At 73.8% G+C, this 14,119-nt stretch carries 10 protein-coding genes and 1 pseudogene; 5 read left to right on the forward strand and 6 right to left on the reverse strand.

The features are described from left to right. Both ABT122_RS31360 and ABT122_RS31365 read left to right on the forward strand, forming a co-directional pair. Nucleotides 1-102, forward strand: a pseudogene (locus ABT122_RS31360) (ATP-binding protein); the annotation flags it as partial. Nucleotides 103-268: 166 nt separating this feature from the next. Then, nucleotides 269-1,096 (forward strand): nucleotidyltransferase domain-containing protein, encoded by an 828-nt coding sequence (locus ABT122_RS31365; RefSeq protein ID WP_351559180.1) that lies wholly within the window; start codon nt 269-271, stop codon nt 1,094-1,096. Between the two features lie 553 nt (nt 1,097-1,649). On the opposite strand, the gene ABT122_RS31370 is transcribed toward ABT122_RS31365, so the two are convergent. From ABT122_RS31370 to ABT122_RS31380, 3 genes are all read right to left on the reverse strand, one after another. Further along, nucleotides 1,650-1,862: an acyl-CoA carboxylase subunit epsilon gene (locus ABT122_RS31370; RefSeq protein ID WP_351559182.1), complete on the reverse strand. Its 213-nt coding sequence runs from the start codon at nt 1,860-1,862 to the stop codon at nt 1,650-1,652. Nucleotides 1,863-1,893: 31 nt separating this feature from the next. Further along, nucleotides 1,894-3,477, reverse strand: coding sequence for an acyl-CoA carboxylase subunit beta (locus tag ABT122_RS31375; RefSeq protein ID WP_351559184.1), 1,584 nt, complete (start codon nt 3,475-3,477; stop codon nt 1,894-1,896). Nucleotides 3,478-3,631: 154 nt separating this feature from the next. After that, nucleotides 3,632-6,001, reverse strand: coding sequence for a polysaccharide lyase 8 family protein (locus ABT122_RS31380; protein WP_351559186.1), 2,370 nt, complete (start codon nt 5,999-6,001; stop codon nt 3,632-3,634). A 250-nt stretch (nt 6,002-6,251) separates the two neighbouring features. Between ABT122_RS31380 and ABT122_RS31385 the strand changes: the two genes are divergently transcribed. Both ABT122_RS31385 and ABT122_RS31390 read left to right on the forward strand, forming a co-directional pair. Then, nucleotides 6,252-7,661 (forward strand): cytochrome P450, encoded by a 1,410-nt coding sequence (locus tag ABT122_RS31385; protein ID WP_351559188.1) that lies wholly within the window; start codon nt 6,252-6,254, stop codon nt 7,659-7,661. Then, nucleotides 7,658-8,617, forward strand: coding sequence for a terpene synthase family protein (locus ABT122_RS31390; RefSeq protein ID WP_351559190.1), 960 nt, complete (start codon nt 7,658-7,660; stop codon nt 8,615-8,617). The genes ABT122_RS31385 and ABT122_RS31390 overlap by 4 nt, the downstream gene beginning before the upstream one ends. Here the strand turns inward: ABT122_RS31390 and ABT122_RS31395 are convergent. Then, entirely contained in the window at nt 8,563-9,129 is a 567-nt protein-coding gene (locus ABT122_RS31395) for an EF-hand domain-containing protein (RefSeq protein ID WP_351559192.1), read from the reverse strand. The genes ABT122_RS31390 and ABT122_RS31395 overlap by 55 nt on opposite strands. A 579-nt stretch (nt 9,130-9,708) precedes the next feature. Here ABT122_RS31395 and ABT122_RS31400 point away from each other — a divergent pair. Beyond that, on the forward strand, nt 9,709-10,314 hold the full coding sequence (locus tag ABT122_RS31400; RefSeq protein ID WP_351559194.1) for a YceI family protein: 606 nt from the start codon (nt 9,709-9,711) through the stop codon (nt 10,312-10,314). Between the two features lie 100 nt (nt 10,315-10,414). On the opposite strand, the gene ABT122_RS31405 is transcribed toward ABT122_RS31400, so the two are convergent. Together ABT122_RS31405 and cimA are read right to left on the reverse strand one after the other, a co-directional pair. After that, nucleotides 10,415-11,827 carry a hypothetical protein gene (locus ABT122_RS31405; RefSeq protein ID WP_351559195.1) on the reverse strand — a complete coding sequence of 471 codons (1,413 nt, stop codon included), beginning with the start codon at nt 11,825-11,827 and terminating at the stop codon, nt 10,415-10,417. A gap of 60 nt (nt 11,828-11,887) precedes the next feature. Next, nucleotides 11,888-13,531, reverse strand: coding sequence for a citramalate synthase (cimA, locus tag ABT122_RS31410; RefSeq protein ID WP_351559197.1), 1,644 nt, complete (start codon nt 13,529-13,531; stop codon nt 11,888-11,890). Nucleotides 13,532-14,119: the final 588 nt, after the last annotated feature.

Here is a 14,119-nt window from a genome sequence, read left to right on the forward strand (position 1 = left end):
CCCGACACCCCCATCATCACCACCGACGCCCGCCACCGCGCCGACGCCAAAAGCGCCCTCATCACCCTCGTCGAACACGCCCTCATGGCCCGGCTGCGCTGACGCGTACCCGCTGAGAGCCCCCGTAATCCCCTGTGACCGGGAGTGCGGGGGCTCTACCATGTCGGCATGGCAGTTTCCTGATCGGGCGGAGCAGTTCCGTCGAGACAGCGACCCGGCGCGAGCCGCCGGGTCTCCTCCGTCTGCCCGCTCACTTCAGGAGACCTTCATGCCTTACCGCCCTGTGTCGTCCTCCGCCGCCCTGGACCGCCGTGTCGAGCGGCTCCGCCGGATCTCCGAGGACGAACCGCTGCTCGACGGCGTACTGCTGTACGGGTCCTGGACGCTCGGCGAGGCCGACGCCCACTCGGACATCGAGGCGTATCTCTTCGTGCGGGACGGTGAGGCGGAGGGGTTCGACGGGCGCGGGTTCGTGGAGCGGCTGGCGCCGCTGAAGCTGGCGTACACGAACATGTACGGGATTCTCGCGGTCGTCTTCGACGATCTGATGCGCGGGGAGTTCCATGTCGAGGAGGCCGGGCCGGGGATCGCGGCGGTGGCCGGCTGGCGGGGGATGGTGCATCTGCCGGACCCGGGGGCGGCGGTGCTGCTCGACCGGAGCGGGCGGCTGGGGGCGGCGGCGCGGGAGCTGGCGGAGTTCGTGCCGCCGGAGCCGGGGGCGACGGCGAGGCAGCTCGCCGACGAGCTGGCCAACTGGACGCTGATGCTGGGGCATGTGCTGGCGCGGGGGGAGGTGGCGCGGGGGCACGCGCTGCTGCACACGGTGATCGCGCCGCAGCAGCTCCAGTTGTGCAGGCTGCTGCGCGGCAGCACGGCGCACTGGCTGACGCCGAGCAGGGCGCTGGAGGCGGATCTGCCGGCGGGGGATGTGGAGCGGTACCGGGGGACGACGTGCGCGGCGCGGGAGGCGGAGGTGCGGGGGGCGGCGCGGGCGAGTTGGGAGTGGAGCGGGGAGTTGCTCCGTGAGGCGTCGCGGCGCTGGGGGTTTGCTCTGCCGGCCTCGCTGCTCCCCGAGATCACGGAGATCCTCCGCTGAGGCTCCCCCCTCCGGGGGGCTGCCCACCGGGGGTGCGCCGAGGGTCCGGGGGTGGCCTGAACGCGGGAGGGCTCGGGCGCCCGGGGGCCTCGGCGCCGGGGGCGCCCCCATCCGGCCTCACCGGCCCTGGGCAAACCCGGGTCAGCCGGGGGGGCTGGGCGTATTCAGCCTCGCTGGGGGCACCTCCCGGAGGCGGCTCCGGGGGAGTTTGAGGCGCGGGGGTTCGGGGCTGGTCCCCGACGCGGGCCCGCAGGGTGCGGGGTCCGGTGCTTCGGGGTCCGTCCTCAAGCGCCGGACGGGCTGAATTTGCTCGGGTTACCTGTGACGCGGGGGCCGTCCTCAAACTCCCCCAGAGCTGCCTCTGGGAGGTGCCCCCAGACGGGCTGATTCTGCTCGGGTTACCTGTGGCGCGGGGGCCGTCCTCGAGCTCTCCCGGAGCTGCTTCTGGGAGGTGCCCCCGGACGGGCTGGGTGGATCTGGGCGGGCCGGGTGGGTCCGGGCGAGCCCGGGGTGGGGACGGGATGTCCCGGGGTCGGGGCATCCCGGGGAGGGGTTAGCCCTGCCAGCTGTGGGAGGGCTGGAAGCCGCGTTGGCGTTCGAGGCGGCGCCAGCCGGCGGTGGACGGCGGGTGCGGGAGGGAGGAGGACGCGGCGGCGGGGTGCGCGGCGGCGCGGGCCAGCAGAACCGCGGTGATCGCCGCCAGCTCCTCCGGCTCGCACTCCCCCTTCTCCACCCGCAGCAGCGAAGCGTCAGCAGCAGCACTCATCGGTATTCCGGCTCCGTTCTCTCCGCAGCACTCACTGCGGGGGGTTGCCGTGCTTGCGCGACGGCAGGTCGGCGTGCTTGGTGCGGAGCATCGCGAGCGACGCGATCAGCACCTCGCGGGTCTCCGCGGGGTCGATGACATCGTCGACAAGACCCCGCTCGGCCGCGTAGTACGGATGCATCAGCTCGGACTTGTACTCCTTGACCATGCGGGTCCGCATGGCCTCGGGGTCCTCGGCCTCCGCGATCTGCCTGCGGAAGATGACGTTGGCGGCACCCTCGGCGCCCATCACCGCGATCTCGTTGGTCGGCCAGGCATACGTCAGATCCGCTCCGATGGACTGGGAGTCCATCACGATGTACGCACCGCCGTAGGCCTTGCGCAGGATCAGCGAGATCCTCGGCACCGTCGCGTTGCAGTACGCGTAGAGCAGCTTCGCGCCGTGCCGGATGATCCCACCGTGCTCCTGGTCCACCCCGGGGAGAAAGCCGGGCACGTCCAGAAGAGTGATGATCGGAATATTGAAAGCGTCGCACATCTGCACAAAACGCGCAGCCTTTTCCGACGCCTCGATGTCCAGCACCCCGGCCAGGGACTGCGGCTGGTTCGCCACGATCCCGACGACCTGCCCGTTCAGCCGCGCCAGCGCGCAGATGATGTTCCGGGCCCAGCGCTCGTGGATCTCCAGATAGTCGCCCTCGTCGACGAGTTCCTCGATCACCTGGTGCATGTCGTACGGGCGGTTCCCGTCCGCCGGCACCAGGTCCAGGAGGACGTCGGAGCGCCGGTCCGCCGGGTCGTCGGAGGCCACCGTCGGCGGGTTCTCGCGGTTGTTCTGCGGGAGCATCGACAGGAGGTAGCGGACCTCGGCGATGCAGGTCTCCTCGTCGTCGTACGCGAAGTGCGCCACGCCCGAGGTCTCCGCGTGGACATCCGCGCCGCCCAGACCGTTCTGGGTGATCTCCTCACCGGTGACGGCCTTGACCACATCCGGTCCGGTGATGAACATCTGCGAGGTCTCACGGACCATGAAGACGAAGTCGGTGAGGGCCGGGGAGTAGGCCGCGCCGCCGGCGCACGGGCCGAGCATCACGCTGATCTGGGGGATCACCCCGGAGGCCCGGGTGTTCCGCTGGAAGATCCCGCCGTATCCGGCGAGCGCCGAGACGCCTTCCTGGATACGGGCGCCGGCGCCGTCGTTCAGGGAGACCAGCGGCGCACCGGCCGAGATGGCCATGTCCATGATCTTGTGGATCTTGGTGGCGTGGGCCTCGCCCAGCGCGCCGCCGAAGATCCGGAAGTCGTGCGCGTAGACGAAGACCGTCCGGCCCTCGACCGTGCCCCAGCCGGTGATCACACCGTCGGTGTAGGGCTTCTTGGCCTCCAGCCCGAACCCCACCGCCCGGTGCCGCCGCAGCTGCTCCACCTCGTGGAAGGAGCCCGGGTCCACCAGCAGCTCGATGCGCTCGCGCGCGGTCAGCTTGCCCTTGGCGTGCTGGGCCTCGGTCGCACGGTCACTCGGCCCCCGCAGGGCCCGCTCCCGCAGCTCGTGCAGCTCGGCCACGCGCCCACGGGCGTCCGTCGGCTCGCTCGGGGTCTCGTCCACAACGGTCATGTACCGACCCTACGGATCGGACCAAGAAAACCGTCCCGTTGACTCTGTACAGTCTCGCGGCCGTTCTCCTGTGTGGCTCCAACAGAACCATTTGGCCTAGCGCCCCAACCACCAGCACAGAGGAGTGGTTCCTTGTGGGGGTCCCACAAATGGCTCAGCCGAGGATCACATCGCAGCGGTGGCTCGCCCCCGCCGTCCCCGCGCTGAGCCGCAGCCGCAGCGCCGCCCCGGTGCCCAGGATCTCGACCCCGGGGCCGTGCTCGGTGACCCGGCGCACCGGCCGCCGCCAGACGACCTCCAGCGGCTCCCCGGTCCGTACCGGATCGCTGAGCCGCAGACTCGCCGTCCGGCCGTCCCGACCCCGGCGCACGAGAAGGGCGGCGGGCGCGGACACGGTGAGCGCCCCCACCGTACCGGCCTGCCAGAAGTTGGCCGCGAACAGGCCCAGGGAGTCCACGGAGACGGCCTGCCGCGCGGCGGTGTTGGCGTGCACGCGCAGCCACCGGCGGTCGGCCGCGCGGGCCGCCACCGCGCGCCGGGAGGCACCGGGCATCAGCAGGTAGGCATAGGAGCCGGCGCGCGGATCGGTGCCGTGGTCGAACCAGAGTGTCCGGTAGCGGCGGGTGACCCGCTCGGTGGAGCCGCCGGTGTTGATGTCGCTCCAGGCGCCGGCGCGGTCCTCGCGCAGGGTGCGCAGCCGCCGGGTGCCGTACGGGAAGACCCAGCCGCCGTGCCCGTCGAGATGGGCCCAGCCCGGGCCGGCGGCGAAGGTTTCGGTGCCGCTCGCGCCGAGGTTGCGGTTGTCGACGACGGTCTCGACGGGCACCCCGTCGGCGCACGCGATCCCGGCACCGAGGCAGATGACCGCGTCGTCGGCGCAGAACCAGGACTTGTGGGCGCGGAGCGTGGAGCCGAGCCCGTGGAGGTGCTGGCCGACCGCCGCGTACTCCCCGTCGGTCGCGCCGCCCACCCAGCGCGCGGCGGGCCGGGGCTCGCCCCACTCCCCGCCCTCGCGGTCGGCGAGACGGCGGGTGGAGACGGTGGTGCCGGGGAGCCGGTAGGGGTCGGCGGTCGGCCAGAACCAGTCGGTGTACTGCCCGCCCTGGCCGTGGGCGGGCCACCACAGGAGCAGACCCGAACCGGTGTGCCAGCCGCGCGGGTTCTCGCCGTTTCCGCACTCGTAGTGCGCGATCCGCTCGGAGGCCATGGAGATGTTCACGGCCCATCCGTCGCGCCGGTGCACGGCCCGGTCCATGGCGGCGAAGAGGGTGTGCCCGGAGGGCTCGGGGGCGGCGGCCGTCGCCGAGGCGTCGATCGCGTGGAGCCGCGCGAGGTCGGCGACCCCGAACTGCGGGGAGCGCAGCACGGGCACGGTGGTGTCGCGGCGCGTCCAGCCCTTGACGCGGGAGTGCCAGCGCTCGCGCTCGTCCGGGCTCGCCGCTCCGGCGAGCAGCGCGATGGCGGCGATCAGGGCGTGCCCGTGGAAGTGGTCGCCGCGCATCACCCGCCGGTCGTCGTCGCGGAGCAGGCCCCGGCTGATGGCGCGTCCGTTGACGCCGTCCATCACGAGACCGTTGTGGATCAGCGGGGCGAAGGCCCGTTCCACGCTGTCGAGGACGATCTGCCGGCGGGGGTCGTCGACCGCCCAGGGCGAGCCGGCGAGCAGGGTGAGGAGCCGGCCGAGGCCGTCGAGGAGCACCTGTCCGTAGGTGCCGGAGTAGGCGACCCAGGTGTGCTGGACGAACGAGCCGTCGGCGTGGAGGCCGTCGCCCCGGGTGACATACGGGAAGACCGGCGACAGGGCGTCGCGGGCGAGGGTGATCCGGGCGCTGTCGCGGCCGATGACACCGCGCAGGACGACGGAGCGGCAGAGGTCGACGCGGTTGGCTCCGGTGGAGGTGCCCGAGTAGTCGGTCAGCAGGGTGTCGGGGATGAAGTGGTCGACGGCGGCGCAGGCCGCGCCCCGCTGCTCCGGGGTGAGCCGGTCGTGGAGGAGGGCGACGGTGTCCATGAGGAGGCGGGGGCTGCCGATCTGCCACTCCCACCAGTTGCCCCAGCGGGTGGTGGAGGGGTGGTAGACGGTGGCGGAGAGATGGTCGAGGCCCGTGCGGACGGCGTCCAGGAGGGCGGGTCCGGTGCCGGACGCGGGGGCGTGCGCGTGGGCCTGCGCCATGGTCCACAGCCGGCTGTAGCTGCGGGTGATCCCGGCGGGCGGGTCGTAGCGCAGTCCGGGCCAGAGCGAGGCGGGCGCCGGGTCCATGGTGGCGAGGTGGGAGGCGGCGAGGCGGGCGGTCTCGGCGATGCGGGAGGCGTAGGGCTCGGCGGTGGGGTCGTAGCCGGTGCCGAGGGCGATCTCCACCCAGCGCAGCCGGAGGGTGTCGTACGGGTCGGCTGTTCCGGCGGCCGGCCGGGCCCCGGCTCCGGCTCCGGGGGCGGCTCCGGCTCCGGGGGCGGCGGCCAGGGCGGGCAGGGAGGCCAGGGCGGTGAGGACGGTGCGGCGGGGCCAGGCGGACGGCTGGGACACGGGAGCCTCCGGAGGGCGGGTGCGGATGCGGTCCTGCCGTCCGGTCTAGCACGCGCTCCGCCCTTCCCTCAGGGGGCGGGAGTGCGCGGGATTCCGTAACACCACCCGATCGGGTGAAGGCGGTTTGCGGCGGCGGGAGGACCACCAAGAGAGTGAACGCGTCCCGGCCCGGCGGGACCCGCGGGCGCGGGCGGCGGCGCCGGTGGCGCGGGGACCGGCTCCCGGGAACCGGTATCCGAGCGAGAAACAGGTGACCACAGTGATCCCACGGACCGTTCCCGCCGCACCGGGCCGCGTCCCGGTGCTGGGGCACTCCCCCGCCCTGCTGCGCGACCCGCTCGGCTTCCTCGGCTCGCTCGCCGGGACCGGTGAGCTGGTCGAGGTCTCGCTCGGGCCGCGCGCGGTGTGGGTGGTCACCAGCCCCGCCCTGGTCCATGAGCTGCTGACCGCCCTGGCGGGGCCGTGCCCGCGCGGCGCCGTGCAGAACACCCTGCGGGAGGCGTTCGGCGACGGGCTGCTGATGTCGGAGGGAGTGCCGCACCGGGACCGGCGGCGGGCGGTCCGGCCCGCGTTCTCCGCCGCGAGCGCCGGCCGGCGGATACGGGTGGTGGAGGAGGTGACCCTGGAGCGCGCCGGACGGTGGCGCCCCGGGCGGGTGCTGGACGTGGCGGCGGAGATGAACCGGCTGGCGCTGGAGATCGTCACCCGGGCGCTGTTGGGGGTGCGGCTGCGGGCGGAGACCGCGGACGCCTTCCACCGGGCGCTGCCGGATCTGGTGAAGGGGCAGATCGCGCGGTCGCTCTGTCCGCGACCGGTGTTCGCGCGGCTGCCGCTGCCGGTCAACCGGCGGTTCGGCGCGGCGGTGCGGGCGCTGGACCGGGTCGTCGACGAGGTGGTGGCGGCGGCTCCCGGGAGGGCCCCGGGCGGGGTGGACTCGCTGCTGTCGCTGCTGCGGTCGGCGACCGATCCCGGCACCGGGGCCCCGCTGGACGACGCGGCCGTGCGCTCCGAGGTGATCACCGTGCTCGGCGCGGGGACGGAGACCGTCTCGTCGGTGCTGACCTGGTTCTTCCATGAGCTGCTGCGGGCGCCGAGGGTGCACGCCGAGGTCCTGGCGGAGCTGGCGGAGGCCCTCGGCCCCGGTGACGGCCACGACGGCGGCGGCGGGCTGACGCCGGCGGCGGTCGGGCGGCTGGTGTATCTGCGCCGGGTGCTGCGGGAGGTGCTGCGGCTGCACGCCCCCAACGCGTTTCTGATGCGTACCGCCGCGCGGGATGTGCGGCTGGGACCGTACGCCGTCCCCGCCGGCACCGAGCTGCTGTACAGCCTGACCGCCCTGCACCGCGACCCCGCGCACTGGGCCGACCCGCTCGCCTTCGACCCGGAGCGGTGGGCGGGCGCGGCGGGCCGGGAACTGTTCCTGCCGTACGGCGCGGGGCGGCACCGGTGCGCGGGCGAGGCGTTCGCGTGGATGGAACTGGCGGTGGTGGCGGCGGCGGTGCTGCGCCGCTGGCGTCCGGTGCCGGTGTCGGGGGCACGGCCCCGGGAGCTGGTGTGGACCACGGTGCAGGCGCGCGGGGTGGCCATGGCGGTCGTCCCGCGCGCGGCGCCCGCCGCCGTCCCTTCGGCCCGGCGGACGAGGGCGGGGAGCACACCGTGACGGCGGGGACGGCCGGCGGCCCGCCGGAGCCCGAGCCGGCCGGCGGTCCGCCGGAGCCCGAGCCCGAGCACAGCGCGTGGCTGCTGCGCCACCGGCTCCTCCCGGAGGCGGAGCTGGAGCGCTACCACACGTACGCGCTGCCGGAGCTGATACGCCGGGCCTACCCCGGGGCCCCGGGCGGGGAGCGGGGGCTGCTGACCGACATCCTCGGCTGGTACACCGTCGTCGATGATCTCTTCGACGGTCCGCTGGGGCGCGATGTGCCCGGGGCGCGGGCGCTGGTCCGGGAGCTGACCGGGGTGACGCGGTCCCCCGGGGGCCGCTCCCTGGGCGGTGCGGGTGTGGTGGGCGCCTGGTGTGATCTGTGGGACCGGCAGTGCCGGGGCAGGACGGCGCTGTGGTGCCGCCGCGCGGCCGGGGACTGGACGCGGACCCTGGGCACCTTCGCCACCGAGACCGCCCACCGGGCCCGAGGCGGTCTGCCCTCGGTGGCGGAGTCGGCGCTGCTGCGCCGGTGGGCCGGGGGTCTGTATCCCTTCATGAACATGCTGGAGCACGTGCAGGGCGCCGAGCTGCCCGCGCGGCTGCGGGCGCGGCCCGCCTGGCGGCGGCTGCGGGCCCATACCGCCGATGCCGCCACCCTGATCAACGATCTCTTCTCGCTGGCCCGGGAGGAGGAGCAGAACTGCGGCTTCAACATGGTGGTGGTGCTGCGCCGGGAGCGCGGGCTGACCCGGGAGGAGGCGCTCACGGCGGTACGGGAGCGGGTGCGGCGGCTGGAGGAGGAGAGCGCGCTGCTGCGGTCGGGGCTCGCCCGGGAGTTCCCGGGGAGCCGCTGGTATCTGGAGGGCACCCGGCAGCTGGTGGCGGGGGTGCGCGCGTGGACGGGGTCCACGGCCCGCTACAGGGGGCCGAAGAGCCAGTTGCCGGGGGTGTCGGTGGCCTCGCTGGTGTAGAACTCCTCAACGGCGGCCCGGACCTCGTCCAGGCTGATGTATCCGTCGCCGTCGATGTCGATGGTGGTGAAGGCCTCGTGGAGCGGTCCGGCGGAGAGGCCGAGGGTCCGGCCGTACATGGTGGTGTACTCGGCGCGGTCGATGCGGCCGTCGCCGTCGGTGTCGCACAGTTCGAGCCAGGCCCGGAGCATCGCGCTCATGCGGCCGAGGAAGCCCTCGCGGTCGGTCGCGACGGCGTGGCGGACACCGGCCCGCCACTCGGCCCGGTCGATCGCGCCCCTGCCCTCGGCGTCCATGATCGTGAGGTCGGTGGCCCACAGGACGGCGAAGCACTGCTGGAGCCGGGCGACGGTGCCGGGGGCGTCGGCGCCGAAGGCGGTGCCGAGCTTCGCGGCCAGGGACACCAGGTCCGCCTCGCGGATACGGCCGTCGCCGTCCGTGTCGAGCATGTCGAAGGACCGGTCCAACTTGGTGTCCAGGATGGTGCGTTCGCCGGGGGCTGGTTCGCTCATGGGCGGACGCTACCCGGGGTACGGGGGGCGGAGACGACACCGTCGAGTGGTTTGCGGGGCGCGTGGTGGACGCCGCCGGGGATCATGCGGTACGCCCCCGGGCGGTGGCGCGCGCCATCGCGCCGGCGGCCCTGAGGCCGGAGCCGGTGAGGACCAGGACGAGGACCAGAACGAGAACGAGAACGAGAACGAGGACGAGGACGAAACGAGGACGGTCGGGCCGCCGGGCCGGATGGCCCCGTGGGCGGCGAAGAGGCCGAGGGCCGCGCCGGCGGGCTCGGCGTACAGCCTCTTCGGGGCCGGCCGCGCTCTCGACGGCGGGCCGCGGGCGCCGGGGAGCGTCCATGGCGCGGGCTCCGGAGAGCGCGTTCCCGGTGACCCCGTCCAAAGAAGTTGAAACTTGAACGGAATAGGTCTACAGTCGCTCTCGTTGAAGCTTCAACAACAGCGCTTCGGATGCCGGCCCCCGGATTCGGAGCCTCGGAGGTGAAGCCCCGGAGACGGAGCCTCGACCGCCGAACCGCCGAATCACCGGCCGGGCGTCCACCGCGCCGGGCCCGTCCCCCCACAGGAGTCGTCATGGGTCTGTTCAACCGCAAGTCCGCCACCGCCACCGCCGTCGTCGACGCCCCCGTCGACCCCGCGCTCGCCGCCCTGACCGGCGAGTACAGCATCGACACGGCCCACAGCAGCATCGGCTTCACCGTCCGTCACGCGATGGTGACCAATGTCCGGGGCTCCTTCGGTGAGCACGAGGGCACGCTGAAGCTGAACGGCGCGGACCCGGCCGCCTCCGAGGCCGTCCTCGATGTGAAGATCGCCTCCATCGACACCGGTATCGCCGACCGCGACGGTCATCTGCGCAGCGCCGACTTCTTCGACGCCGAGCAGTTCCCGCTGATGTCGTTCCGCTCCACCGCCGCCGAGCAGCTCGGCGGCGACGCCTACCGGGTGACCGGTGAGCTGACGATCAAGGACGTGACGCGCCCGCTCGCCATCGATCTGGAGTTCAACGGCTCGGCCACGGACGTCTACGGCAACGAGCGGGTCGGCTTCGAGGGCAGCGCCGAGATCCTGCGCTCCGACTGGGGCCTGACCTGGAACGCGGCGCTGGAGACCGGCGGTGTGATGGTCAGCGACAAGGTCAAGCTGAACTTCGACATCTCGGCGATCAAGGCGGCCTGACGCCGCACCCCGTGACCGGCCGGGCCCCCTGGCCGGCACCCCCCGAGCGCGCCCGCCCCGCCGTCCCCCCACGGCACGGGCGGGCGCTCCGCCGTGCGCCTCACATACCGCCGCCGCCGTCGGAACCGCCGCCGAAGCCTCCCCCGCCGAGGTCCCCGCCGCCGCCCCCGTCGAAACCGCCGCCGAAGCCGCCGAAGTCTGAGCTGTCGAAGTCCGATGACGAGAAGGCGCCGGAGGCGAAGTCGTCGCCGCCGTACTCCGCCGCGTAGGCCGGGGAGGAGAGCACGGCACCGAGCATGGTGCCCGCCAGCAGCCCGGGGAGCAGACCGCCGCCGAAGTAGCCGCCGGCCCAGGGCCCGTACGCCGGTCCCGCCTCCCAGTAGGGGCGGCGGCCCGTCTCCGTCTCGACGGTACGGGCCAGGGGGGCGAGGTGGTCGTCCAGCCGGGCCGCGTCGGCCGCGCAGACCGGGACGTCACGGGCCGGGCAGCCCTGCGGGGCCCAGCTCCGCTCGGCCACGGAGAGGCCGTGGCGCGGGTCGAAGAAGCAGGGCGGACGGCGCTCGGGGACGGGCCGGCCGGTGCGGCGGGCGTCCAGGGCGGCCAGTCCGAACCGGCCATCGTCCAGGGCCGTGGTGACCGCGCGGACGTCCGAGGGCCGGCGGGCCGAGGCCATCGCGGACTTCGCGGTGTCGTAGGCGTCGAGCGCGCGCTCGTAGTCGGCGCGCATGGCGTCGTCCGCGCCCCGCTCGGACGGATGGAAGTCCAGCCGGTCCAGCTCCTCGCCGAAGGCGGTGATGTCCTCGTCGACGACCACCCGCAGCCTGTCGAGCGCCGCCCGCTCCTCGGCCGCCTTCCCGCGGCGGCGCGAACGGACGATCCCGTACACCAGCAGGGCGCCCGCCACGAGGGCCGCGCCGAGGGCGATCAGCACACCGGTCTTCGTACCGTCGTCGGCGGTCCGCGCCTCGGGGGTGCCCCAGGAGGCGGGGGCGGCACCGCTCATCCGGGGCAGGGCCAGACCGGCGAAGCTGTCGAGCTGGGCCGCCGCGTCCCCGCCCGGCGGGGTCCGCACCGTCGCGACCAGGTCGCGGACGGTGCCCCGGGGCAGGACGGCGCCGTCGGCGCCCGCGTCGAAACCGTCGCCGAGGCGGACGGCGTACAGACCGGCGATCCCGGTCGCGGCGCGGAGGTTCCGGAGCAGACCGTCCGGCGCGAACTCACCGGCGACGGGCAGCACGGCGACGAAGAGCGGTCTCCCCGACTTCCTGATCCTGTCGGAGAGGGCCCGCGCCTCGGCGCGGGAGAGCTGTCCGGAGGCGCGCGGGTCCACATGGACCGGGCCCTCGCGGAAGGCCTCCGCCACGGCGGCGGGCCCTTCGGCCAGGGGCGCGGGGGCCACCGCCCGCTGGGCGCCGGCGCCCGCCGGCGCCCCCGGGACCGCACCGGCGGCGGCCGGGAGCACCAGCAACAGGCCCAGGGCGCCGGACAGCGCGGAGAACAACCTGATATTCATAAGCCGAGACGCTACCCGAAATATGGCTATTTCGGACAAGCGTCATGTACGGCTGGTACGTCAGTTGGCGGGGTCGACTCCGGCGCGCAGCAGACCGTAGGTGTAGGCGTCCTCCAGGGCCTGCCAGGAGGCGGCGATGACATTGTCGGCGACCCCGACGGTGGACCACTCGCCGGCGCCGTCACCCGTGGTGATCAGCACCCGGGTGGTGGAGTCCGTGCCGTGGCGGCCTTCGAGGATACGGACCTTGTAGTCCACCAGCTCCAGCTTGGCGAGCGGCGGGTAGAAGCGCTCCAGGCCGACCCGCATCGCCCGGTCGAGGGCGTTGACCGGGCCGTTGCCCTCGGCGGTGGCGACGATGCGCTCGCCCTTGACCCACAGCTTCACCGTGGCCTCGTTGGCGTGGGTGCCGTCGGGGCGGTCCTCGACGATGGCCCGCCAGGACTCGGTGCGGAAGTAGGTGCGGGCCCTGCCCTCGGCCTCGGCGCGCAGCAGCAGCTCGAAGGAGGCGTCGGCGGCCTCGTAGGTGTATCCCTTCAGCTCGCGCTCCTTGACCCGCTCGACCACCCGGCCGACCAGCTCGCGGTCGTCGCCGAGGTCGACCCCCAGCTCCTTGCCCTTCAGCTCGACGGAGGCGCGGCCGGCCATGTCGGAGACGAGCATCCGCATGGTGTTGCCGACCAGCTCGGGGTCGATGTGCTGGTAGAGGTCCGGGTCGACCTTGATCGCGGAGGCGTGCAGGCCCGCCTTGTGGGCGAAGGCCGAAACACCCACATAGGGCTGGTGGGTGGAGGGGGTGAGGTTGACGACCTCGGCGATGGCGTAGGAGATCCGGGTCATGTCGGCGAGGGAGCCGGGGGGCAGCACGGTCTTGCCGTACTTCAGCTCCAGCGCGGCGACGACCGGGAAGAGGTTGGCGTTGCCGACCCGCTCGCCGTAGCCGTTGGCCGTGCACTGGACGTGGGTGGCGCCGGCGTCGACGGCGGCGAGGGTGTTGGCGACGGCGCAGCCCGTGTCGTCCTGGGCGTGGATGCCGAGGCGGGCGCCGGTGTCCGCGAGGACGGTGGCGACGACGGCCTGGATCTGGGCGGGGAGCATGCCGCCGTTGGTGTCGCAGAGGACGACGACATCGGCACCGGCGCCGGAGGCGGCACGGACGACCGCCTTGGCGTACTCGGGGTTGGCGCGGTAGCCGTCGAAGAAGTGCTCGCAGTCGACGAAGACCCGGCGGCCCTGGGCGCGGAGGTGGGCGACGGTGTCGCGGACCATCTCCAGGTTCTCCTCCAGAGTGGTGCGCAGGGCCAGTTCGACATGGCGGTCGTGGGCCTTGGCGACCAGGGTGATCACCGGGGCGCCGGAGTCGAGCAGCGCCTTGACCTGCGGGTCCTCGGCGGCCTTGGCACCGGCGCGGCGGGTGGCGCCGAAGGCGACGAGCTGGGCGTTCCGGAAGGTGATCTCCTGCTGGGCGCGGGAGAAGAACTCGGTGTCCCGGGGGTTCGCGCCGGGCCAGCCGCCCTCGATGAAGGCCACACCGAAGTCGTCGAGGTGGCGCGCGATGGTCAGCTTGTCCGCGACGGTGAGGTTGATGCCCTCGCGCTGGGCGCCGTCGCGGAGGGTGGTGTCGAAGACATGGAAGCTGTCGTCGAGGGGGCTGCTGTCATCGGTGGCCGTGCCCGTGTCCGTGTCCGTGGGCTGTCTGGTCATGGCTGCTGTGACTCCTGTCGGGTGAGTGGCTCCCGGAATTTCTGGCTCCACTTGCCCCTATTTTCGCGTGCGGTTCGGATTCGGCCGAGGTGGGGCCGGAAAACGAAAAAACCCCTCGCGGGTGCGAGAGGTGGGCGCGCGGGTCGGGGGCGGGTGGGCGCGTCGTACGGGGTGGTACGAGGCGATCACGGCGGACCGGCGCGCCTGCTGCCGATAATCATGGCGAACGAAAGCACGCGGCGAGTGTGCCACACGCGGGGGTGGGGGTGTGTGCTCGTCTCGCCATCCGGTCACCCCGGGGGGGGATCGTGCGCCCGCACCACGGCCACCCCACCCCACCGGGCACCCCAGGACGCCCCTCCACGACGGGCGCCCCGGGCAATCTCGGCGGGTGCCCCGGGCAACCCCAGCCCGTCTGGGGGCACCTCCCAGAGGCAGCTCTGGGGGAGCTTGAGGACGGACCCTGTGCCACAGGACCCCCGCATCCCGCGGGCCACGGTCGGGGGGGGGGCCCCCCCCCCCCCCCCCCCCAAACCCCGGGGGGGGGGGGGGGGGGGGGTGGGGGGGGGGGGCCGGGGCCCCCCCCCA

This window comes from Streptomyces sp. NPDC001985 (genome assembly GCF_040296845.1).
Lineage (GTDB): Bacteria > Actinomycetota > Actinomycetes > Streptomycetales > Streptomycetaceae > Streptomyces.